Here is a 22,592-nt window from a genome sequence, read left to right on the forward strand (position 1 = left end):
CTATCTGCCTTGGCAAGAAGCTAGCTTAGCGAACTATATGCCGAGTTGGCTAGAATCACGACATGGCAGATGAGTCCGCCTCGTGGCGGGAGGTCGCGCGAGGCATGCACGACCCCCGCATCTCGGACCGCGACGGCGACCTCGTCGACCGCTCGGGCCTCGACGACGCCGAGGTCGACCAGGTCGTGCGCGTCATGCGGAGCCTGCGCGGCTGGCACGAGACGCAGCGCCGCATGAGCGAGGCCTCGCGGCGCTACATGAAGCTCAACGAGACCGACATGCGAGCGATCCGCTACCTCATCGCCGCCCGCAACCAGGGCGAGATCGCGACGCCGGGTGCGCTCAGCGCCTACCTCGGAATCTCGAGCGCCTCGACCACGAAGCTCCTCGACCGGCTCGAGCACGGCGGCCACATCGTGCGCGCACCGCACCCGACCGATCGTCGTGCGCTCGCGATCTCGGTGACGGACGCGACCCGCGTCGCGGCGCGCGAGTCGGTCGGGCGTCTCCACGCCAGGCGCTTCGCCGTCGCCGCCGCGCTCACCCCCGCCGAGCGGGAGACGGTGATCCGGTTCCTCGACGCGCTGAGCGCGACCGAGCCCGACGAGGTGACCGAGCCCGAGCCGGACCCCGATCAGGCCTGACCGGTGACCTCGGGCGTTGCACCTGCTCGCTCCCACGACGCGACCGGGCCGTCGACGACCGTGAACAGCGGATGCGGGTCGGGCGTCACGACCGCCGACCAGCGTTCGGCGACCTCGGGACTCCGCGCCGCGAGCTTCGCCCGCAGGTGCCGCCACTCCAGGTCGAGCTGACCGCTCGTCACCTCGATGGGTGCCGCCGCGCCGCGCCGGTGCACCTTGGTCGTGTCGAAACGGTAGCCCCGGGCGCTCGCCTCGTCGGCGACGGCGGCGAGGTAGTCGCCGATCGCCTCCAACGGCCGGCTCGCCTCCCGGAACCGTTCGAGCTGCGGGTGCCGCGTGTATCCGCGGGTGGCGCCCTCGAGCACCGCCTGCGCGAGCAGCGTCTCCCGCCAGCAGGCGGTGAGGCCCTGGCGGTCGAGGTACCGGGGGTGCAGCGACCAGATCCGCATGGCAGGCAGCCTATGCGCCGACCGGCGGACGGACCGCTTTTGGCCGTTCGCTCCGGAAGGGGGAGACTGGAGACATGTCTTCCCCCGCTGCCGAAGCGGCAGCCGACGCGTTCCACACCGATTCCGACGCAGCGCAGACGCTCGAGGGGTACACGGTCTTCGCCGTGCTCCGCCGCGATCCCGCTCGTCCCGACGACTTCGACGGCCACGACGTCCCCCGCGTCGTGTCCGAGCTCGACGGCGTGATCTCGCTGATCGAGAACGAGGGCGTGACCCTCCGCGGCATCTACGACGTCTCCGGCCTCCGTGCCGACGCCGACGTCATGCTGTGGCTGCACGGCCCGACCGCCGAGGGCCTGCAGTGGGCGCTCCGCGAGCTGCGCCGCGCCCGGCTGCTCAAGGCGCTCCTGCCGACGTGGAACGCCATGGGCGTGCACCGCGACGCCGAGTTCAACAAGGCGCACGTGCCCGGGTTCCTCCGCGGCCTCGAACCCAAGGGCTGGCTCACGGTCTACCCGTTCGTGCGCAGCTACGACTGGTACCTGCTCGACCCCGCCGAGCGCAGCCGCATGCTCGCCGAGCACGGCCGCAAGGGCGCCTCGTTCCGCGGCGCCATCGCGAACACGGTCGCCGCGTTCGCCCTCGGCGACTACGAGTGGCTGCTGCCGATCGAGTCCGACGAGCTCACCGAGCTCGTCGACATGATGCGCGAGCTCCGCGCCACCGACGCGCGCATGCACGTGCGCGAAGAGGTGCCCTTCTACACCGGTCGACGCATCTCGACCGCCGAACTCGTGGAGGTCCTGCAGTAATGGCGCACTACGACGCGATCCTGCTGTCGTCGTTCGGCGGGCCCGAGGGGCAGGACGACGTGATCCCGTTCCTGCGCAACGTGACCGCCGGCCGAGGCATCCCCGACGAGCGCCTCGAAGAGGTCGCCCACCACTACCGCCATTTCGGCGGCGTGAGCCCGATCAACGAGCAGAACCGGCAGCTCAAGGCCGCACTCGAGGCGGAGCTCGCGAAGCGCGACATCGACCTGCCGGTCTACTGGGGCAACCGCAACTGGGCGCCGTACTTCGGCGATGTCGTCGCCGAGGCCGAGCGCAACGGCCACACCGAGCTGCTCGGCCTCGTCACGAGCGCGTACACGAGCTACTCGGGCGTCGGCCAGTATCGCGAGGACTTCCAGAAGGCGACCGCGGGCACGGGCGTCGCGATCGACCGGGTGCGCGAGTACTTCGACCACCCCGGCTTCGTGCAGCCCTTCATCGAGGGTGTGCGGGATGCCGCGGCGGAGCTCGCCGCGGAGGGCGTCGCCGCCGACCGCACCCACATCATGTACGTGACCCACTCGATCCCGACGCGCGCGTCGCAGGAGTCGGGCGCCGGCTTCGAGGACCGCGTCGGCACGGGCGAGGGCGGGGCGTACGTCGCCCAGCACCTGGCCGTGGCGCAGGTCATCAACGAGGCGGCCGCGTCGTCGTCGCCGTGGTCGCTCGTGTACCAGTCGCGCTCGGGTGCCCCTTCGACGCCGTGGCTCGAGCCCGACATCAACGACGCCATCGAGGAGCTCGCCGTCGGCGGGCTCACCGACGCGATCGTCATCGTGCCGTTCGGCTTCGTCTCCGACCACATGGAGGTCATGTGGGACCTCGACAACGAAGCCGTCGAGACGGCGGGCGAGCACGGGCTGAAGGTCCGTCGCGTCCCCACCCCGGGCGTGCACCCCGCGTACGTCGCGGGCCTCGTCGACCTCGTGCTCGAGCGCGTGAACGACGTGCCCGAGGCCGAGCGCCCGCACCTCACCGCCCTCGGCCCCTGGCCCGACCACGCGCGCGTCGCCGGCGGAGCGGTGCTCGATCCCGCCCAGGAGGCGACGTCGCGATGACCGCCGTCATCCGGGTCGGCACCCGTGGCAGCGCGCTCGCCATGGCGCAGACGCGCCAGATCTCCGAGCGCATCGCGAAGGCCGCGAACGCCGAGATCGAGCTCGTGCCGATCACGACGCAGGGCGACACGTCGCGGGCCTCGCTCGCGTCGATCGGCGGCACGGGCGTGTTCGCCGCGGCCCTGCGCGAGGCCCTGCTCGCGGGGGAGTGCGACCTCGTCGTGCACTCGTTGAAGGACCTGCCGACCGCCGAGCACCCGGGCCTGCGGCTCGGTGCGGTGCCCAAGCGGGTCGACGCGCGCGACGTGCTCTGCGCACGCGACGGGCTCACGCTCGACGAGCTGCCCGAGGGCGCGCGGGTCGGCACGGGCTCGCCGCGCCGCATCGCGCAACTCCGCGGCGCCCGCCCCGACCTCGAGGCGGTCGACCTGCGGGGCAACGTCGACACCCGGCTGGGCCGGGTGCACGGCGACGACGCCGACCTCGACGCGGTCATCCTCGCCGCCGCCGGACTCGGGCGCCTCGGCCGATCGGACGTCGCGACCGAGCACTTCTCGCTGGGCGACTGGCCGACCGCACCGGGCCAGGGGGCCCTCGCGATCGAGGTGCGCCGCGAGCGCGGCGACCGCGACCTGGAACGCGCGCTCGAGACGATCGACCACCGTGCGTCACGGGCGACCGCGCTCGCCGAACGTCTCGTGCTCGCCGGGCTCGAGGCCGGATGCGCCGCACCCGTCGGGGCGACGGCCTTCGTCGAGGACGAACTTCTGTTCCTGACGGCGAGCGTGTACAGTGCCGACGGGACGCGACGACTCACGAGCTCGCACGCGACCACTCCTGACAGCCACTCGGCCGCCGATCTCGCGGTCGCAGCGCACGACGTCGCAGACCGCGTCGTCGCAGAACTCCTCGGCAACGGCGCCGCAACCCTCGTTCCCCCAGAGGAGCAGCCGTGAGCGAATTCGAACCGATGACGGGCGCGATCAACCTGCCCGCGTCGGCCGGCGGCGCCAAGCCGCTCGCCGGGTGGCGCGTGCTCGTGCCGCGCGGCGGTCCGTGGGGCGACGGCGTCGCCGCCGCGCTGCGCGCCCGCGGCGCCTCGCCGATGGTCGCCCCGCTCATCAACTTCGCACCGGCCGACGACCAGCCGGCCCTCGAGGCCGCACTCGCCAAGCTCGCCGCAGGCGGCTTCGACTGGCTGACGATCACGAGCGCGACGACCGTCGACGTGCTCTCGTCGTACGGCGCCGTGATTCCCGAGACGACGAAGGTCGCAGCAGTCGGCGAGACGACCGCTGCCGCGCTCGGCGCCGCGGGGTACCACGCCGACATCGTGCCGTCGGAGGAGAACTCGGCGCGCGGCATGCTCGAGGAATGGGAGGCCGCGACCGGCGGGGCGAAGGGGCTTCGCGTGCTCGCGCTCCGCTCGGCGATCGCCAAGCAGGTGCTCTCGATCGGCCTCGAGCGAATGGGCCACCACGTCGAGGCGGTCGTCGCCTACCGCACCATCGGCGTGCCGGTCTCGGCCAAGGTCGCCGAGGACGTGCGGGCCGGCCGCGTGAACGCCGTGCTCGTCACGTCGGGCAGCGTCGCCGAGCAGGTGCAGGACCAGCTCGGGCCCCTGCCCGAGTCGACCCTCGTCGCCGCCATCGGCCCCCAGACGAAGAAGGACGCGGCGAAGGTCGGCCTGCGGGTCGACGTCGTCGCCCGCGAGCGCTCGGCCGAGTCGCTCATCGACGCCGTCGTCGACGCCGCCACCGCGCTCGCGTGAGGCGCCGAGCGCGGGCTCGCAGCACTGCGTCGCCGCGGGAGACGCGATGACGCGGACCGACTCGCCCGAGGCATCCACGTCGCTCGAGACGCGGCCGCGCCGCCGCTGGGTGCCCGTCGTCGGCACCCTCGGGGTCGTGCTGGCGGTCATCGGCGCCGCCGCGTTCGCGACCAAGGGCATCGTCGTCAAGCTCGCGCTCGCCGAGGGCGTCGACTCGCTCACCACGCTGACGTGGCGAATGATCGTCGCCGTGCCGGTGTTCGCGACGGTCGGCCTCGTCGGCGTGCTCCGCCACCGGGGCAACCGCACGCCGACGGGGGAGCGGGTGCTCGACGTCGCCTCGGCGCTGCAGGCCGCCGGCGTGGGGGCCATCGGCTACTACCTCGCGAGCCTCCTCGACTTCACCGCCCTCGAGTACATCTCGGCGCAGCTCGACCGGCTGATCCTGCTGCTCTATCCGTTCTTCGTCGTGCTGTTCGGCGTCGTGTTCTTCCGCCGCAAGGTCACCCGCGTGATGATCGTCGGGCAGGTGCTCAGCTACCTCGGCATCGCCGTCATCTTCTGGCGCGACCTGAGCCTCGCGGGCGACCACGTGCTGCTCGGCGCGACCCTCGTGCTCGGAGCGGCGATCGCGTACGCCGTGTACCAGATCCTCGCGAAGCCCCTCATCGACCGCATGGGGGCTGGGCTCTTCACCTCGATCGCGATGAGCGGGGCGGGCGTCGCGATCGTCGTGCACTTCGCGGTGACGCACCCGATCACCGACCTCGCGGTTCCCGGCGAGGCGTGGCCGCTCGTCATCGCGATCGGGCTCGTCTCGACCGTGCTGCCCGCGTACTGCATCTCGGCGGCGATCGGCATGATCGGCTCGGAGCGCACGGCTGTCATCGGCAACGTCTCGCCGGTCATCACGATCGTGTTCGCCGTGTGGCTCCTCGGCGAGCCCTTCACCGTCTGGCACGCCGTCGGCACTGCCCTCGTGCTCGTCGGCGCCTGGATCTTCGCGATGCCGCGTCGTCCGCGCGCGCGAGTCGGCGGATAGCGCCGCCGAACCACCTTTGCGCGCCTGAGTCGGGTTCGAACACGACTCCCGCGCGCGAACCCGACTCACGCGTTTCGCCGACCCGCCCGAACGACGTGGGGCGCGTGCTCGTCGAGCGTGCGCCCAGCCGGGCGCGCGTAGGCTGGTCCGGTGAGTTCCGCGCCCCTTCCCCGCGTCCGACCGCGCCGGCTCCGCGAGACGCCGGCCCTGCGCCGCCTCGTCTCCGAGACCCGCCTCGACCCCGCCGACCTCGTGCTGCCGATCTTCGTGCGCGAGGGCGCGGCGGCCCCCGTGCCGATCGGCTCGATGCCGGGGGTCGTGCAGCACTCGCTCGAGAGCCTGCCGCAGGCGGTCGACGAGGCCGCGGCCGCCGGGCTCGGCGGCGTGATGCTCTTCGGCGTGCCCGCGGTGCGCGACGCCCGCGGCTCGGGCGCGACCGACCCCGACGGCATCCTCAACGTCGCGACGCGCGTCGCCGCCGAGGCATCCGCCGGCCGCCTGGTCGTGCAGACCGACCTCTGCCTCGACGAGTTCACCGACCACGGGCACTGCGGCGTGCTCGACGAGCGCGGTCGTGTCGACAACGACGCGACCCTCGAGCGCTACACCGCCATGGCGCTCGCCCAGGCGCGTGCCGGCTCCGAGCTGCTGGGCCTCAGCGGCATGATGGACGGCCAGGTCGCCGCCGTGCGCGAGGCGCTCGACGACGCCGGCCGGCAGGACGTCGCGATCCTCGCCTACTCGGCGAAGTACGCGAGCGCGTTCTACGGTCCGTTCCGCGACGCGGTCGAGTCGACGCTCGAGGGCGACCGCCGCAGCTACCAGCTCGACCCCGGCAACCGCCGCGAGGGCCTGCGCGAGGCGATGATCGACATCGACGAGGGCGCCGACGTCGTCATGGTGAAGCCCGCGGGCGGCTACCTCGACGTGCTCGCCGACGTCGCAGCCGCGAGCGAGGTGCCCGTCTGGGCGTACCAGGTGTCGGGCGAGTACGCGATGATCGAGGCCGCCGCCGCGCACGGCTGGATCGACCGCAAGCGCGCCGTCGTCGAGTCGGTGCGCTCGATCAAGCGCGCCGGCGCCGACGCCGTGCTCACGTACTGGGCCGTCGAACTGGCCGAGTGGATCCGGAAGGGGGACGCCGCGTGACCGCGACCAACGCCGAACTGTTCGCCCGCGCGCAGGCCGCGATCCCGGGCGGGGTGAACTCGCCCGTGCGCGCGTTCCGCTCGGTCGGCGGCACCCCGCGCTTCTTCGTCTCGGCGAAGGGCGCCTACCTCACCGACGTCGAGGGCCGCGAGTACGTCGACCTGGTCGCCGGATGGGGGCCCGCGATCCTGGGCCACGCCGACCCGCGGGTCGTGCAAGCGGTGCAGGACGCCGCGGCGCGAGGCCTCTCGTTCGGCTCGTCGACCCCCGCCGAGACCGAGCTGGCCGAACTCGTCGAGGGCCGAGTCGCACCGGTCGAGCAGCTGCGGCTCGTGTCGACGGGCACCGAGGCGACGATGAGCGCCATCCGCCTCGCCCGGGGATTCACCGGCCGCGACCTGCTCGTGAAGTTCGCCGGGCACTACCACGGCCACTCCGACGGCCTCCTCGCCGAGGCGGGGTCGGGCCTCGCGACGTTCGCCCTGCCCGGCTCGGCCGGCGTTCCCGCCGAGATCGCCGCGCTCACCCTCGTCGTGCCCTACAACGACCTCGACGCGCTGCGCGCCGTGTTCGCCGAGCACGGCGACCGCATCGCCGCCGTCATCGTCGAGGCGGCGGCCGCCAACATGGGCGTCGTGCCGCCCGCGCCGGGCTTCAACCGCGCGCTCGTCGACCTCGCCCACGCCAACGGCGCGCTCGTCATCAGCGACGAGGTGCTCACCGGATTCCGCGTGTCGGAGGCCGGCTGGTGGGGCGTCGAGGCGCGGCACGAGGCATCCGCCTACACGCCCGACCTCATGACGTTCGGCAAGGTCATCGGCGGCGGCATGCCGGTCGCGGCCCTCGGCGGCCGCGCCGAGATCATGCAGCGACTCGCCCCGCTCGGCCCCGTCTACCAGGCCGGCACGCTCTCGGGGAACCCGGTCGCGGTCGCCGCGGGCATCGCGACGCTGCGCGCCGCCGACGCCGCGGTGTACGCGAGGCTGGATGCCGCGGCCGAGGCGATCAGCGAGGCCGTGACCGCCGCGCTCGCCGCGGAGGGTGTCGCCCACCGGGTGCAGCGCGCCGGCAACCTCTTCAGCTTCGTGTTCGGCGAGGACGTCGCGGGCGACGAGGTGCGCGACTACGCGACCGTGCAACGGCAGGAGTCGTGGCGCTACGCCCCGTTCTTCCACGCGATGCTCGACGCCGGCGTCTCGCTGCCGCCGAGCGTGTTCGAGGCCTGGTTCGTGACCGCTGCCCATGACGACGTCGCGATCGGGCGCATCGTCGAGGCGCTGCCGGCCGCGGCTCGGGCTGCGGCACGCGCCGTTCCGTCGGTCGGGTAGCGACGAAGGAGCGTCCCGAGGCCGCTGAGCGGCGGGTTGCGATGCACCTCTTCCGGCGTCGGGCGCGACTCGACCGGCGGTTGTCCCAGGTTTCGGGCAGGATGGGAGTATGGCGAAGCTCCGCGTGCATCACGACCGGGTCGAGGTCCACCTCACCGCGGCCGAGAAGTCGCTCGCGCTCCGTGCCGACGACCTCGTGGTGCAGCGCGACGACATCCGGTCGGCGACCATCACCGACGACCCGTGGATCTGGATCCGCGGCATCCGCCGACGCGGCACCGAGGTGCCCCTCGTCATCGCCGTCGGCGTGTGGAAGTACCACGGCGGCAGCGACTTCGTGATCGTCAAGGGCAAGCGCCAGGCCGTCGTGCTCGAGCTGGCCGACGGCGAGTTCGCCCGCATCATCCTGAGCACGAACCACGCGGCCGAGCTCATCGACCGCCTCCGACTCACCCCCGTCGACGACCCCGCCGACGGCGCCGGCGAGTAGTCGCCGCGAGGCTCGGCGACCCGGTCGTGGCGCGCCCGCGTCATCTCGTCGCGCCCGGATTCGGCGGCACGACCGCCCTCGTTTAGGATGTCCCCCGGATGCCGCGGCCCTGCCGCGCCGCCGTCCGGGGGATGTTCGTCGCCGTCGGCGGTCTCGGCGAGGCGTCCGTCACCCGAACCCGACCGGCCCCGCCGGTGACCCGAACAGCTGGCAGGAGGGGCGCAGCTCGTGGCGAAACGCCTGCCCTCGGCACCACCCGTGCTCTCCGGGTACAGCTACGTGCGACCCCTCGGCACCGGGGGCTTCGCCGACGTGTTCCTCTACGAGCAGGACCTGCCCCGCCGCGTCACCGCCGTCAAGGTGCTGCTCGTCGACGTCGTCGACCCCGACGCCCGCCGCTCGTTCACGGTCGAGGCCGACGCGATGGCCCGGCTGAGCGCCCACCCCTCGATCGTCACGATCTACCAGGCCTCGATCTCGGCCGACGGCCGCCCGTACTTCGTCATGGAGTACTGCCCCGAATCGCTCGGCGCCCGCTCGAAGCGCGGCCCGATGCCCGTCGGCGAGGTGCTCGACATCGGCGTGCGCATGGCCGGCGCCCTCGAGACCGCGCACCGATCGGGCCTGCTGCACCGCGACATCAAGCCCTCGAACCTGCTCGTCAACTCGCTGGGCGCCCCGGTGCTCGCCGACTTCGGCATCGCGGGCGCGATCAGCGACGACGGCACGGGCGACACGTTCGCGATGTCGATCCCGTGGAGCGCCCCCGAGGTGCTCGGCGAACGCACCACCGGCACCGTCGCGACCGAGATCTGGAGCCTCGGTGCCACGCTCTACACGCTGCTCGCCGGCCACAGCCCGTTCGAGCTGCCCGATCGCAGCCGCAACACCGTCGATCAGCTCTCGCGCCGCGTGCTCGGCGCGAAGTTCACGCCGCTCGCCCCGCGCGGGGTGCCGGCCCGCATCGACACCGTGCTCTCGACGGCGATGCAGCGCGACCCGGCTCGTCGCTACGGCACGATGGCCGAGTTCGGCGAGGCGCTGCGTTGGGCCCAGTACGAGCTGGGCGTCGCGCCCACGAGCCTCGAGGTCGCGTCGCCCGAGTGGGCGGCTGCGGCGCCGCTCGATTTCGCGGATGCCTCGGAGCGCGGCCCCGTCGTCACCACCGTGAACCCCGACTCTCGTCGGGCGGGCCGGGCGGCCGCCGTCGCCGCGGCGCGCCCTTCAGGACCGCGCGTCGACGACGGCGGCCTCGCACCCGCCAGGGCGCGCGGCGGCGTGTGGAAGCCCCTGCTCATCGGCGTCGGTTCGGCCGTCGTCGTCATCGGGCTGGCCGCGGCCGGGCTCGTCCTGTCGGGGGCGATCTGATGGCGGGCCGCCGGGGCGCGATCATCGCCTCGATCGCGGGGATCGCCGCGGTCGCGACCGTCGTCACGCTCGCGGTCACGGCGAACGGCTACGAGGCGCAGGAGGTGCCCCAACTCGAGACCTCGATCTGGGTGACGCGCGACGCCGGCCAGTACGCGCGCGTCAACACCGACCTCGCCGAGATCGACCTCGTACGCGACGTCGACGACCCGAGCACCGTCGTGCAGTCGGGCTCGACGGCCGCGATCTACAGCCAGGGCCTGCGGCAGCGCTGGGCGATCGACCCCGCCGAACCCGTCGACCTCGTCGCTGAGGACGGCGGCGGTTCGGTGCCCACGCCGACCGGAACGCGCGACGTCGTCACGGCGGGCGACTGGGTCGCCTACCGCACCGACACCGGTACCGTGCACGCGGGGCGCATCGACGGCGACGACGCCTTCCCGGTCGACCCCTACGCCGAGGCTCGCAGCGACGACGGAGGCGACGGCGAGGGCGACGAGACGTACGCCGCGACCGCCGTCGGCGTGTCGTCGGCGGGACTGATCGCGATGTACTCGGCCCGCGAGGAGGCCGTTCGGCTCTACGACGCGTCGGCGGGCGAGTTCACCGGCGGCGAGCTGGGGGTGCCCGAGCCGCCCGCGGCCGACGCGTCCCTCGAGCTGACCGTGCTCGGCGAACGCTGGGTCATGCTCGACCCCGCCGACGGACGCGTCTGGCTGTCGGGGCGCGACGCGCCGGTCGCCCTCGACGTGGCGCCCGACGCGCGCCTGCAGCAGGGCTCCGGCCCCGAGGCATCCGTGCACGTCGCCGACTCGGCCGGCCTCGTCGAGCTGCCGCTCGACGGCGGCGACGCCGATCGCGTGGTCGAGGCGAGCGGGGCGCCCGCCCAGCCGATCCTCGTGGGCGACGAGCTCGTGGCGGCCTGGCTCTCGACCGACGGCGGGGCCGTGTGGACGTCGAGCGGTGGCGAGACGGTGCCGCTCGAGGTGCCCGAGGGCGAGGCCGCCGGCGAGGGACCGCAGTCGCTCACCCCCGTGCTTCGCGGCAACGGCGACCGAGCCGTGCTCAACGAGACCTCGTCGGGCATCGTCTGGACGGTGCCCGACGGCCGCGTGGTGCCGCTCGAGCAATGGGAGCTCGACGACGAGATCGAGGACCGGGTCGGCACTGAGGAGGTCGAGGACCTCGCCCGCCAGGAGCCGCCGGTCGCCGTGGCCGACAGCTTCGGCGTGCGGTCGGGCCAGCAGGTCGAGCTCCCCGTGCTCTACAACGACCACGACCCCAACGCGAAGGACGTGCTCACGGTCGACCCCGCGTCGATCACGGGCGGCTTCGCCGACCCCGCCTTCGGCGAGCTCGCGCTCACCTCGAACGACCAGACGCCGACCGTGCGGGTGCGCGCCGAGTCGGGGTCGACGACGTTCACCTACGCGGTGACCGACGGGTCGGCGAGCTCGGCGCCCGTGACGGTCACGCTCACCGTGGTGCCCTCCGACGTGAACTCCGCACCGGTCTGGTGCGGCGTCGACGACTGCCTGCAGACCTGGCCCGAGCCGCAGCTCATGCCCGGCGGCACGGCGCTCGTGTCGGTGCTGCCCGGCTGGGTCGACCCAGAGGGCGACGCGTTCGTGCTCGCCGACGCCCAGCCCGTCGACGCGAGCGCACCGGTGACGGTCGTGCCGATGGCCGACGGTCGCGTCGCGATCCGCCACACCGACCCGAACGCCGCCGCCGAGAAGGTGCAGGTGCGACTCACCGTCGCCGACGTGAACGGCGCGGCGACCGAGGCCACGCTCGACGTGCGCGTCACCACGAGCGCCTCGCTCGAGGTCGCGCCGGTCGCGGTGACCGCGGGTGCCGGCGAGACGGCGATCGTCGACATCGCCGAGCACGTGAGCGGCGGCTCCGGCTCGTTGCGACTGCTCGACGCCGTTCCCACGGCCGCGGCCGCAGGCGCCGGGCTCGTCGTCGTGCCGAACGCCGCCGCCGGCGAGGTCGAGCTCTCGGCCGAGAAGCCGGGCGCCTACCTCGCGACGTTCACCGTGCAGGACCTGGTGACCCGCGCCGAGCAGACCGCGACGATCCGCGTCACGGTCGCAGCTCCCGGTGCGCCCGTCGCACTCGCCCCGATGACGGCGTTCGTGCGTGCGGGCGAGGACACGATGGTCGACGTGCTCGGCGCGGCGCAGAACACGAGCGGTCGCGTGCTCGTCGTCACCGGCGCGGTGTCGGGCAGCCCCGAGCTCGGCGTCGGCGTCGTCGCCCAGTCGCAGGTGCGGGTGACGGGCGTGACCCGCAACGGCGAGCCGGGCCTCGTCGGCCGGGCGAAGGTGACGGTCGCCGACGGTGCCGGTGCGACGGCGACCGGCGACCTCAGCGTGTTCCTCGTCGCGCCCTCGGCGGGAATCAGCCCCATCGCGATGCCCGACACGGTCACGATGCGCGTCGGCGAGCTCATCTCGATCCCCGTGACCGACAACGACGTGAGCCCGCGCGCCGAGGCGCTCGTCGTGCACCCCGAGGTGTCGAGTTCGGGCGCCGACGGCGAGCTCGCCTTCGCCTCGGGCGACGAGGTGCGCTACCTCGCGCCCAAGACGCCCGGCACCTACGAGCTCGGCTACGCGGTCGGGCTCGCGCAGGCGCCCGAGCGCCTCGACCACTCGACCGTCACGGTGACGGTGCTGCCCGACGGAGCCAACCGCGCGCCCGAGCCGCACCCGCTCGTCGCCCGCGTGCTGAGCGGCCAGAGCGTGCGCATCCCCGTGCCCTCGACCGGGATGGACCCCGACGGCGACCGCACCGTGCTCGTCGGCGTCGCCCAGCCCAAGGCGGGCCTCGGCATCGCGACCATCTCGGCGGAGGGCGACGCGATCGTCTACACCGCGCCCGAGAACGGCACCGGAGACGGCCAGCCGTCGTTCGAGTACACCGTGCGCGACGCCTCGGGCTCCGAGGGCGAGGGGCGCGTGCGAGTCGGCGTGCTCACTGCCGCCGTGACCGACGCCGCACCCGTGACGTTCAGCGACTACGTGCGCGTGCAGCAGTCGGCCGCGTCGCCCGTCACGGTCGAGCCCGCCGGCAACGACCTCGACCCCGCCCAGGGCGAGCTCGAGCTCGTCAAGGTGGTGCCGAACGCGCCCGAGGGCAGCCCCGAGCACGACCGGCTCGCCGCGCTCATCGACCCGTCGACCGATCCCGCCGCCGGTCGCGTCGTGCTGCACCCCGGCGACGTCGCCGGTTCCAACTCGTATCGCTACACCGTGCGATCGGAGCGCACCTCGAGCACGGCCGAGGGACTCATCGTGGTCAAGGTCACCGAGGGCGAGTCGCCCGACGCACCCGTGGTCGCCGACACGGTCGTCACGGCGCGTTCGCGCGCCGACCTGCCCGAGAAGGGCCTCGACGTGATCGCCGGCCATGTCACCTGGGCCTCGGGCGACCTCGCCGCCCTCGAGCTCGAGCTGTGGGGCAAGGCGCCCTCCGGGTTCCGGGTCGAGGGGCACCGCATTATCGGGCCGCTGCCCGACGGGGGCGCGCTCGTGCCGTTCCGCGTGCACGGCGCCGACCGCGCCGGGCGCGACGCCGAGGCGTTCGGCTTCCTCGTCGTGCCCGCGACCGACGACCTCCGCGTGCAACTGCGAGGGGACCTCGACGACCTCGAGGTGAAGGAGGACGCGAAGGTCTCGTTCGACGTGCGCGAACTGCTCGACCTCGCGCCCGGAGACTCGGCCGAGGTCGGCACCGACGGGTACACGGTCCAGCGCGCGAACGCGACCTGCCGCCCGGTCGCGGGCGGCGGTGCCGAGTACACGGCCGGGCGCGACGCACCGTGGAGCGACCACTGCCTCGTGCCCGTGCGCCTCGACGGCCAGAAGAGCTGGTCGTGGGTGGGCGTCCCGATCGCGATCGTGCCGCGCGACCCGCAGGCCATCCTCTCGGCCGTGAGCCGCACGGTGGCGCCGGGCGCCTCCGAGAGCGTCGCCCTCTACGACGAGATGACGACGTGGGAGGGCGGCCGCGAGGGCGACCGCGCGAAGCTCGACTACTCGATCTCGTACTCGGGCAGCGCGTTCACCGTCGAGCAGAAGGGCGACGGCGTCACCTTCGAGGCGCACGCGGATGCCCGCCCGGGCACCCGCGAGACCGCGACCGTCAGCGTGAGCGCGTTCGGGGGGCTCACCTCGGCCATCACGCTCGTCGTCGGCCAGGCGCCGCCCGACACTCCGCGCGGCGCCGTCTTCACGCAGCAGTGCTCCGTCGGCGAGGGCGCCTCGTGCACGATCGCGGTCGTCGGCGTGCCGGGCGAGTACGACCCGTTCTCGGGCAAGACGGGCGCGGGCCTCAAGCTCGCCGGCCTCGGGTCGGGCGCGAACAGCTGCCAGGTCGCGAGCATCCGGGCCGTCGACGACCGCTCGGTCACCGTCACCTGGCCGACCGGCAAGAATGCGTTCGGCGGCGAGTGCGTCGTGCCGTTCTCGGTGACCGACGCGCAGGGCCGTTCGGGCGACGGCCGGCTGACGGTCGACCTGCTCGGTCTGCCGCAGGCGCCCGCGTCGGTGTCGACCGCCGACTACACGGCGAACTCGGTGACGCTCGAGGTCTCGCTCGGCGAGGCGCTGCGCGCCCACCCCGAGGTCATCGGCGTCGAGATCCTCGAGGGCGAGCGCGCCGTGCGCGCCGACTGCAAGCCGGGCGCCCCCGGGGTGTGGTGGTGCACGGTCGGCGGGCTGACACCCGGTGAACGGCACCGGTTCGCGGCGCGCGCGGTCAACAGCGTCGGCGTCTCGACCGCGACGAGCCCCGTCGAGACGTGGAGCTACAAGGCCCCCGTCATCTCCGCGGCCTCCGCGTCGCCGGTCTACCGAGAGGGCACGACCGGTCCGAACACGGGCGTCGTCGAGCTGCGCATCTCGGCGGAGCGCGATGCACGCTCGTTCCGGGTGCAGGAGACCGGCCAGGTCATCGACCGCCGTGGTGCGACCACGACGACCGAGCTCACGCTCGTGCCCGGCCCGCAGATGCTCACGCTCGTGCCGATCAGCATCTACGAGCCCCCGACGGGCCGCGGCGGCAACGAGGGCGGCAACGCCGTCGTGCCGATCACGGCGGCCGGGTCGCCCGTCCTGAACCCGAACGGCATCGCGGCGGCCGCGGCGTCGAACACCTCGATCCTCGTGACGGGCGTCGGCCTCGACGCCAACCACAGCGCTCGTGCGTCGGAGCTCGTGTACCTCGCATGGCAGCGGGGCGACGCGCGGTGCTGGGCCGACGGCGACGGGGGGCTCCAGACCTCGGGCGCAGAGGTCGTCTCGAGCTCGTCGACGATCGCCGGGCTGCAGGACAGCCAGCGCTACTACATCAAGGCCTGCGCCTCGAACGGGTACGGCGTCGTCGAGACCGAGACGGTGCGCGCCGACACGATCCACGACGTCGACCCGCCGAGCGGCACGCTGACCTACACGGTCGCGACGGCGCCCGCCGGCGGCGGCGATCACTTCGAGTACCGGCTCGAGCAGGCGCCCGTCGTCGAGGCCGACAACGGGTTCACCCCGTACTTCTACATGTACGGCGAGTGGCGCGAGGACTTCGTGCTCGAGACGTGGGGCACGCCCGGCGACGTCAAGGTGAGGACCTGCAAGCGGTCGTGGTTCGACACGAAGTGCTCCGGCGACGTCGCCATCGTCGCGAAGACCGCGCCGACCGAGGTCACGGTCGACTTCGCGACCGGTTGCATCCCCAGCCAGGACGAGATCGGCGTCACCGTCTCCGACGCGGCGCGTGGCTCGTACGAGATCCGCAACTGGCGCCAGACCGACCCGACGAACGCGCCGCTCGCGGTCGCGTACGACCTCGTGTTCACCGGCGCGTTCATCGCGCTCGATCCGATCCCGCGCACGGGCGAGCTGTGCCCGCCGCCCGAACCGACGCCGACGCCGACGCCGACCCCGACGCCCGAGGCGCCGGCGCCCTGACGTCGCAGCACCAGCCCCGAGACATCCCCGACCGCCCTTCGAGAGGAACACCACCGTGACGATCGCCCCGGAGCAATCCGCCTGGTTCGCCGAGACGTTCTCGCTCATCGCCGACAACGTCGAGCAGGCCGTGCTCGGCAAGCGCCACGTCGTCGAGCTCGTGCTCGCGACGGCGATCTCGGGCGGCCACGTGCTGCTCGAGGACGCCCCCGGCACCGGCAAGACCGCGCTCGCCCGCGCGATCGGCCAGACCATCCACGGCACCAGCTCGCGCATCCAGTTCACGCCCGACCTCCTGCCCGGCGACGTCACCGGCATCACGGTCTACGACCAGAAGGCCGGGCAGTTCGAGTTCCACGCCGGCCCGGTGTTCGCGAACATCGTCCTCGCCGACGAGATCAACCGCGCGAGCCCCAAGACGCAGTCGGCGCTGCTCGAGGTCATGGAGGAGGGCAACGTCACGATCGACGGCGTCACCCGCCCGGTCGGCAATCCGTTCATGGTGATCGCGACGCAGAACCCGATCGAGCAGGGCGGCACCTACCGCCTGCCCGAGGCGCAGCTCGACCGCTTCACCGTGAAGACCTCGATCGGCTACCCCGACGAGGCCTCGACCATGCGCATCCTGCAGGCGGTCGGCGCACCGAAGCCGCGCCTCGAGGGCATCGTCGGCACCGACACGGTCGTCGCGATGACCGAGCTGAGCCGCGGGGTCTACGTGAACCCGCTCGTCTCCGACTACATCATGCGCATCGTCGACGCGACCCGCCGCGCCAGCGAGGTGCGCCTCGGTGTGAGCGTGCGCGGTGCCATCGCGCTGTCGCGCCTCGCGATGACCTGGGCCGCGGCCGCGGGCCGCACGTATGCGACCCCCGACGACGTGCGCGAGCTCGCCGTCGCCGCGCTCGCGCACCGCCTCGTGCTCGAGCCCGAGGCCGAGTTCGACGGGGTGACCGCGATCGCCGTCGTCAACCAGATCCTGCTCGACGTGCCGGCGCCCCGGGAGAACGGCGTGGCGTGACCGAACCGACCGATCTCCTCCACAAGCCCGCGACCGCCGACACGCTCACCTCGACGCGTGGCGCGACGGTCACGAGGCTCTCGCGCACGCGCCGCGGCCCCGTGGCCGAGGGTGCGGCGCGACTGCGCCGCGGCGCGCGGTGGGCGGGCGGCGCGGTCCTGCGCGCCGTCGAGTGGGTGCGGGAGACGGTCTCACCGGCGGGGATGCTGCTCGCGGGGCTCGTCGTCGCCGGCATCGCCTGCGGTGCCGTGTTCGGGTGGTTCGAGGCCTGGGTGGTCGCGGTGATGGCGGCGACGCTCCTCGTCGTGTGCGTGCCGTTCCTGCTCGGGGCGCACGACTACCGGGTGAAGCTCGAGCTCGACCGCGACCGGGTGGTCGCCGGCTCCGAGATCCGCGGCACCCTCGACCTCGTCAACAGCGGGTCGCGGCCGTCGCTGCCGGGCGTCGTCGACATCCCGGTCGGCAAGGGCCTCGTCGAGGCGCACATCCCGCTGCTGCGCGGCGGCGGGCATCACCGCGAAGAGCTCGTGATCGCGGCGCAGCGCCGGGGCATCATCGACGTCGGCCCGATGACGGTCTCGCGCGGCGACCCGTTGCGGGTGCTGCGACGCGAGATGAGCTGGCCCGAGGTGCAGCGCGTGCACGTGCACCCGGTCACGGTGGCGCTGCCGCCGTCGAGCGCGGGCCTCATCCGCGACCTCGAGGGCGCCCCGTCGAACCAGCTCGTCGACGCCGACCTGTCGTTCCATGCGGTGCGCGAGTACGTGGTCGGCGACTCGCAGCGGCACGTGCACTGGAAGTCCACGGCCCGCACCGGCAAGCTCATGGTGCGCCAGTACGAGGAGTCGCGCCACGCCCGCATCGCCGTGCTGCTCGACCTCGACCTCGACGGCTACTCGAGCGACGACGAGTTCGAGACCGCCGTCAGCGCCGCCGCCTCGCTCGGCGTGCAGGGCGTGCACGAGGGTCGCGACGTGCTCGTCGGCGTGAGCGCCTGGCTCGACACCGCCGACCGCGGCGCCGTGCAGTCGATGCGGTCACTGCCGACCGTCACGCCCCGCGTGCTGCTCGACGGCATGTCGGGCCTCGAGGGCGGCTCCGCCGCCGGAACGGGTGCACGCGTCATCCGCCTCGAATCGGTCGCGGCCCTCGTCGCCCAGTCGTTCGGCGACCTCTCGATCGCGTTCCTCGTGACCGGCTCGCAGGTGCCGCTGCAGCGGCTGCGTCGGGCCGCGATCACCCTGCCGCCGGGCATCACGGTCGTCGCGGTGCGCTGCGAGCCGGGCGCCGAGCCCGGTGCGCGCCGCTCGAGGGAGCTCACGGTGCTCACGCTCGGCGAGCTCGGCGACCTTCCGCAGCTGCTCGCGAGGGGAGCGGTGCGATGACCGACGCGAACGGCCCCCGCACCGCTGCCACCTCCGCGGTCTCCGCCGCGGCACCGGCCGGCGCGCGGGCGGCGCCACGTGCACGCGACCGCGAGTCGACGCGAACCGCGCTCGGCATCGGCTACGTCGTCGTCGCCGGCCTGCTCGCGACCGTCGCCGCCTGGCCGGTCTACGCCTCGGTGCGCATGCTCGTCGTCGCCGTCGTCGCCATCCTCGCGGGACTCGGGCTCGCCGCCCTCGCCCGCGCCCTGCCGCTGCACGGCGTCGTCAAGGCGATCGTCGTCGTGCTCGCGACCGCCGCGGCGTACGCGATCGTCGTCGTGCCGGTCGCGATCCCGTCGGCGATGGCCGATGCGCCCAGCTGGCTGCGAGGCATCCGCGACGGCTTCGTCGGCGTCGTCGTCGGCTGGAAGCAGCTGCTCACCCTCTCGCTGCCGCTCGGCGAGTACCAGGCGGTGCTCGTGCCGTTCCTGGTCGTGATGCTCGTCGGCACGCTCGTCGCGACGCTCCTGGTCGTGCCCGACCGTCGCACCTCGCCGCTCGCCGTGATCGTCGGACTCGCGATGTCGGGCTTCGGTCTCGCCTTCGGGTCGTCGACGCTCAGCGACCCCCTCGTGATCGGGCCCGTGTCGGTGCCCGCCCCCCGTGAGCTGCTCGTCGGCATCGGGGGACTCGTCGCCGCGCTGGTCTGGCTGCTACTGCGGTCGCGCTCGATCCGGGCGGTCGCACTGCGCCGGGCGACCGCGGGCACCGTGCAGCGCGCGGGCCTGTCGGGCTGGCCGGCCTGGCGCCGGCGCGGACTCGCGGGCGTGCTCGTTGTGCTGGCGCTCGTCGCCGGTGCCGTCGCGACGCCCGCGGCCGCCTCGCTCGCCGACCGCACGGCGCTCCGCGACCGGGTCGAGCCCGAGGTCGTCGTGCGGCAGACCGCCACCCCGCTCGCGAGCTACCGCGCCGCGTTCGGCGCCGACCGCATCGACGAGACGTGGCTCGAACTCGACGGCAGCACCACGGGCGTGCAGCGCCTGCGGCTGGCGACCCTGGAGGACTACGACGGCGAGACCTTCCACGTCGCGACCGAGGGCGCGGCGTCGCGGTTCAGCCGGTTGCCGCGTGCTGCGGTGCGTGCGCCCGGCGACGTCGCGTTCGAGGTCGCCGTCGGCGACGGCTACGCGGGCATCTGGGTGCCCGCCCCGCTCGGGCTGCGTGCCGCGCCCGACTTCGGCGGGGCGCGGCAGTCGGCGCTCGACGACGGCTTCCACCGGTCGGCCGACGGATCGACCGCCATCAGCATCGCGAGGATCCCGGATGCCTCGGCCGCGCCTCCGAGCGTCACGCGAGGGCTCGCGCCGGGCGACGTGTACGACCTCGTCGCGGCGCCCGACACCGTCGCGGCGCAGCTCGGCGAGCCCGGTGCGAGCGCGCAGCTCGACCTCGAGGAGTACCCGGCGCTGTCGGCGTGGCTCGAGCTGCAGGCCCAGCCGAACTCCGCGTCGGGCTTCACCGAGCTCGTGCAGCGCCTCCGCGCCCGCGGCTACCTGAGCCACTCGGCGGTCGACGGTCCCGACGCGGCGGGCTGGATCGGGCAGCTCGGCGGCGGCTACTCCTTCCTGCCCAGCTACTCGGGTCACTCGAAGGCGCGCATCGAGGCGCTCTTCACCGAACTCGTCGACCAGCAGCGTCTGGCGGGTCCGAAGGCCTCCGACGCGGCCCTCGTCGCCGGGATCGGCGACGACGAGCAGTTCGCCGTCGCGACCGCGCTCATCGCCCGCGCCCTCGGCTACGACTCGCGGGTCGTGCTCGGGTTCCGGCTGCCCGGTGCCGATGAGGTGCCGGGGGTCGCGACCTGCACCGACGTCTGCAGGGGCGGTGCGCTCACGGTGTGGACCGAGGTGTCGAGCAGCGGCACCGACGGCTGGGTGCCCGTCGACGCGACGCCGCAGTTCGAGGTCGCGCCGAGCCTGATCCAGGAGGGCGAGCAGCTGCCGCAGCACCCGACGACACCCGATCGGCCGGACACCGCGACCGTCGATCCGCCGTCGGCGCAGAGCGAGTCGAGCGACGCCGCCGCGGCGCCGCCGAAGGACGACGCGGTGTTCGGCTCGTCGCTGTTCGCGACGCTGCGCTGGGTCGGCCTCGGCGTCGCCGCCGCACTGTTCCTCGTGCTCCCGCTGATCGTGCTGCTCGTCGTGAAGGGGGCACGCACGCGACGGCGTCGCAACGACCCGGTACCCGAGGTGCGCATCGTCGGCGCGTGGGACGATCTCGTCGACCTCTACATCGACCACGGCGTGATCGACTCCGAGCGCGCCGTCCGCGCCGACACCGCCCGCGCAGCCGGTCGTCCTGCGGCCGTCTCGCTCGCCTCGCTGGTCGCCCGCGCGGTGTTCGCCGGCGACCCGCCGTCGGCCTCCGACGCCGATGCGGCGTGGGCGATCGTCGACACCGAACGGCGCGAGCTCCGCGCGGCTGCTCGCGCTCGACGCCGACTTTCCGCGAGGCTGTCCCTCGCCTCACTCTTCCACCCGTTCCGACCTGCTCGCGCATCACTCGAGGAGCCCGCACGATGACCAACGCCGACACGCAGCAACTCGCCGCGCTCTCGCTCATGATGCTCGGCATCTCCTTCCTCGTCGCCGTCGGCGTGTACGTCTGGTACGCGGTGATGTTCGCGAAGGTGCTGAAGCGCTTCGGCCAGCCCGCATGGTCGGCGTGGGTGCCGGTGTACAACGAGATGCAGCTCTTCAAGATCGGCGGCCAGCAGCCGTGGCTCGCACTGCTGCTCTACGTGCCGCTCGCGCAGATCGTGGGCATCGTGTTCAAGGTGTTCGCGCTCCACCGCATCAGCCAGCAGAGCTGGCGGGGCATCGGCACGACGGTGCTCGGCGTGCTGCTGCCGCCGGTGTGGGCGACCGTGCTCGCGTTCGGCCCGTCGCCCGACCCCGAGCAGGGTCGTATGCCGGTGCGGAGCACGCCGGCCGGTGAGATCCCGCCCGTCGCTCCGACCGGACCGCTCGCGGGCACGGCTCCGGGCGCGCCCGCGCCGGCCGCGGCAGCGCCGTCGACCCCGGTCGCTGCGCCGGCCGCTCCCGACGGATGGTTCCTGGCGCAGCAGCAGGCCGGACCGGCGCCGATCGTTCCGCCGGCGCCCACCGCGGCGCCCGTCCAGCCCGCGGCGCCCGTGCAGACCGCGCCGCCGGCCTCGTGGGCGGCACCCGCCAACGCCGCGCCGCCTGCAGCTGCCGTGCCCGGCTCCGCGACGGTCGCCGGCCCGGCCGTGCCGCCGCCGGCCTCCGCCGAGCCGGGCGGAACCGGCGCGACCGGAGGCGCCGCGGCGCTGTCGTCGCTCTTCGCCCCGCCGAGCGACGCGCCCCCCGCACCCGCCGCTGCGCCCGCCGAGCCGGCACGCATTCCCGGACGCATCGAGCCGCTGCCGCCGGCGCCGGTGATGCCGCCGCCCGCGGCGACGCCGGTTTCGCCCGCCGCGACGCCCCCGGCACCGCCTGCTGCGGCCCCGGCAACGCCTGCTGCGGCCCCTGCCCCGCCTGCGGCGGCGGGGCCCGTGCCGTCTCCTCTGCCGGGGCTGCCGGTCGCGCCGCCGCCCGGCCTCGCCGCAGCCGCCGCGACGCCCATCGCCGGTTACGACCCCGCCGACGCGGAGACGATCGTCACGGGCGACGGCGAGGACGACCCCTTCGACCGGACGGTCGTCGTCACCCGGCGGCCGACCGTGCCGTGGCGCCTCGTGCTCGACGACGGGACCCCGCTCTCGCTCGACGCCGTCGTGGTCGTGCTCGGCCGGAACCCGCGCGAAGCGCTCACGGGCGAGCAGCGCCTCGTCGTGCCCGACCCGAGCCGCACGCTGTCGAAGACCCACGCCGTGCTCCGCCTCGAGGGCGAGCAGTGGGCGATCACCGACCTCGATTCGACCAACGGCGTGATGGTGCCCGACGGCTCGGGCGTCGACCAGCTCATCGACGCGGGCGTGCCGACGCCCGTGGGCGACCGATTCGTGCTCGGCACGCTCGGCGTCCGGCTCGAGCGCGTCGACGAGACCGCGGGCGGCCGATGACCGACGCTCGTGC

16 protein-coding genes are annotated in these 22,592 nt (G+C 73.8%); 15 read left to right on the plus strand and 1 reads right to left on the minus strand.

From position 1 onward, the window contains the following. Positions 1-62: 62 nt before the first annotated feature. Positions 63-644 (plus strand): MarR family winged helix-turn-helix transcriptional regulator, encoded by a 582-nt coding sequence (locus ACWGPE_RS00745; protein WP_376929927.1) that lies wholly within the window; start codon positions 63-65, stop codon positions 642-644. Here the strand turns inward: ACWGPE_RS00745 and ACWGPE_RS00750 are convergent. Then, a complete protein-coding gene (locus ACWGPE_RS00750; RefSeq protein WP_275506000.1) occupies positions 635-1,093 on the minus strand; it encodes a pyrimidine dimer DNA glycosylase/endonuclease V in 459 nt (152 codons plus the stop codon). The two genes, ACWGPE_RS00745 and ACWGPE_RS00750, sit on opposite strands and share 10 nt — an antisense overlap. Positions 1,094-1,167: 74 nt before the next feature. Here ACWGPE_RS00750 and hemQ point away from each other — a divergent pair, with 74 nt between their 5' ends. From hemQ to ACWGPE_RS00820, 14 genes are all read left to right on the plus strand, one after another. After that, positions 1,168-1,905: a hydrogen peroxide-dependent heme synthase gene (gene hemQ, locus ACWGPE_RS00755; RefSeq protein ID WP_231429091.1), complete on the plus strand. Its 738-nt coding sequence runs from the start codon at positions 1,168-1,170 to the stop codon at positions 1,903-1,905. Beyond that, entirely contained in the window at positions 1,905-2,984 is a 1,080-nt protein-coding gene (locus ACWGPE_RS00760; protein WP_452047900.1) for a ferrochelatase, read from the plus strand. Before hemQ ends, ACWGPE_RS00760 begins: the two co-directional genes overlap by 1 nt. Beyond that, a complete protein-coding gene (gene hemC, locus ACWGPE_RS00765) occupies positions 2,981-3,940 on the plus strand; it encodes a hydroxymethylbilane synthase (RefSeq protein ID WP_231429089.1) in 960 nt (319 codons plus the stop codon). Before ACWGPE_RS00760 ends, hemC begins: the two co-directional genes overlap by 4 nt. A gap of 14 nt (positions 3,941-3,954) precedes the next feature. Continuing rightward, complete coding sequence (locus tag ACWGPE_RS00770; protein ID WP_231432205.1) at positions 3,955-4,755, plus strand: uroporphyrinogen-III synthase; 801 nt, start codon at positions 3,955-3,957, stop codon at positions 4,753-4,755. Positions 4,756-4,801: 46 nt separating this feature from the next. Then, on the plus strand, positions 4,802-5,797 hold the full coding sequence (locus tag ACWGPE_RS00775; protein ID WP_231429088.1) for a DMT family transporter: 996 nt from the start codon (positions 4,802-4,804) through the stop codon (positions 5,795-5,797). A gap of 150 nt (positions 5,798-5,947) precedes the next feature. Beyond that, positions 5,948-6,946 (plus strand): porphobilinogen synthase, encoded by a 999-nt coding sequence (gene hemB / locus ACWGPE_RS00780; RefSeq protein WP_231429087.1) that lies wholly within the window; start codon positions 5,948-5,950, stop codon positions 6,944-6,946. After that, positions 6,943-8,274 carry a glutamate-1-semialdehyde 2,1-aminomutase gene (gene hemL, locus ACWGPE_RS00785; protein ID WP_275506005.1) on the plus strand — a complete coding sequence of 444 codons (1,332 nt, stop codon included), beginning with the start codon at positions 6,943-6,945 and terminating at the stop codon, positions 8,272-8,274. Before hemB ends, hemL begins: the two co-directional genes overlap by 4 nt. Positions 8,275-8,383: 109 nt before the next feature. Continuing rightward, a complete protein-coding gene (locus ACWGPE_RS00790) occupies positions 8,384-8,764 on the plus strand; it encodes a hypothetical protein (protein ID WP_231429085.1) in 381 nt (126 codons plus the stop codon). 228 nt (positions 8,765-8,992) lie between these two features. Then, positions 8,993-10,132 carry a serine/threonine-protein kinase gene (locus tag ACWGPE_RS00795; protein ID WP_231429084.1) on the plus strand — a complete coding sequence of 380 codons (1,140 nt, stop codon included), beginning with the start codon at positions 8,993-8,995 and terminating at the stop codon, positions 10,130-10,132. Further along, positions 10,132-16,104 carry an Ig-like domain-containing protein gene (locus tag ACWGPE_RS00800; RefSeq protein WP_452047901.1) on the plus strand — a complete coding sequence of 1,991 codons (5,973 nt, stop codon included), beginning with the start codon at positions 10,132-10,134 and terminating at the stop codon, positions 16,102-16,104. The genes ACWGPE_RS00795 and ACWGPE_RS00800 overlap by 1 nt, the downstream gene beginning before the upstream one ends. A gap of 55 nt (positions 16,105-16,159) precedes the next feature. After that, positions 16,160-17,125, plus strand: coding sequence for an AAA family ATPase (locus ACWGPE_RS00805; RefSeq protein WP_231429082.1), 966 nt, complete (start codon positions 16,160-16,162; stop codon positions 17,123-17,125). Beyond that, on the plus strand, positions 17,122-18,510 hold the full coding sequence (locus ACWGPE_RS00810) for a DUF58 domain-containing protein (RefSeq protein ID WP_231429081.1): 1,389 nt from the start codon (positions 17,122-17,124) through the stop codon (positions 18,508-18,510). The genes ACWGPE_RS00805 and ACWGPE_RS00810 overlap by 4 nt, the downstream gene beginning before the upstream one ends. Further along, positions 18,507-21,077: a transglutaminase-like domain-containing protein gene (locus ACWGPE_RS00815; RefSeq protein WP_452047902.1), complete on the plus strand. Its 2,571-nt coding sequence runs from the start codon at positions 18,507-18,509 to the stop codon at positions 21,075-21,077. The genes ACWGPE_RS00810 and ACWGPE_RS00815 overlap by 4 nt, the downstream gene beginning before the upstream one ends. Beyond that, positions 21,074-22,579 (plus strand): DUF5684 domain-containing protein, encoded by a 1,506-nt coding sequence (locus tag ACWGPE_RS00820; protein ID WP_452047903.1) that lies wholly within the window; start codon positions 21,074-21,076, stop codon positions 22,577-22,579. Before ACWGPE_RS00815 ends, ACWGPE_RS00820 begins: the two co-directional genes overlap by 4 nt. The last annotated feature ends 13 nt before the right edge of the window (positions 22,580-22,592 follow it).

The organism is Agromyces sp. NPDC055658 (genome assembly GCF_053618155.1).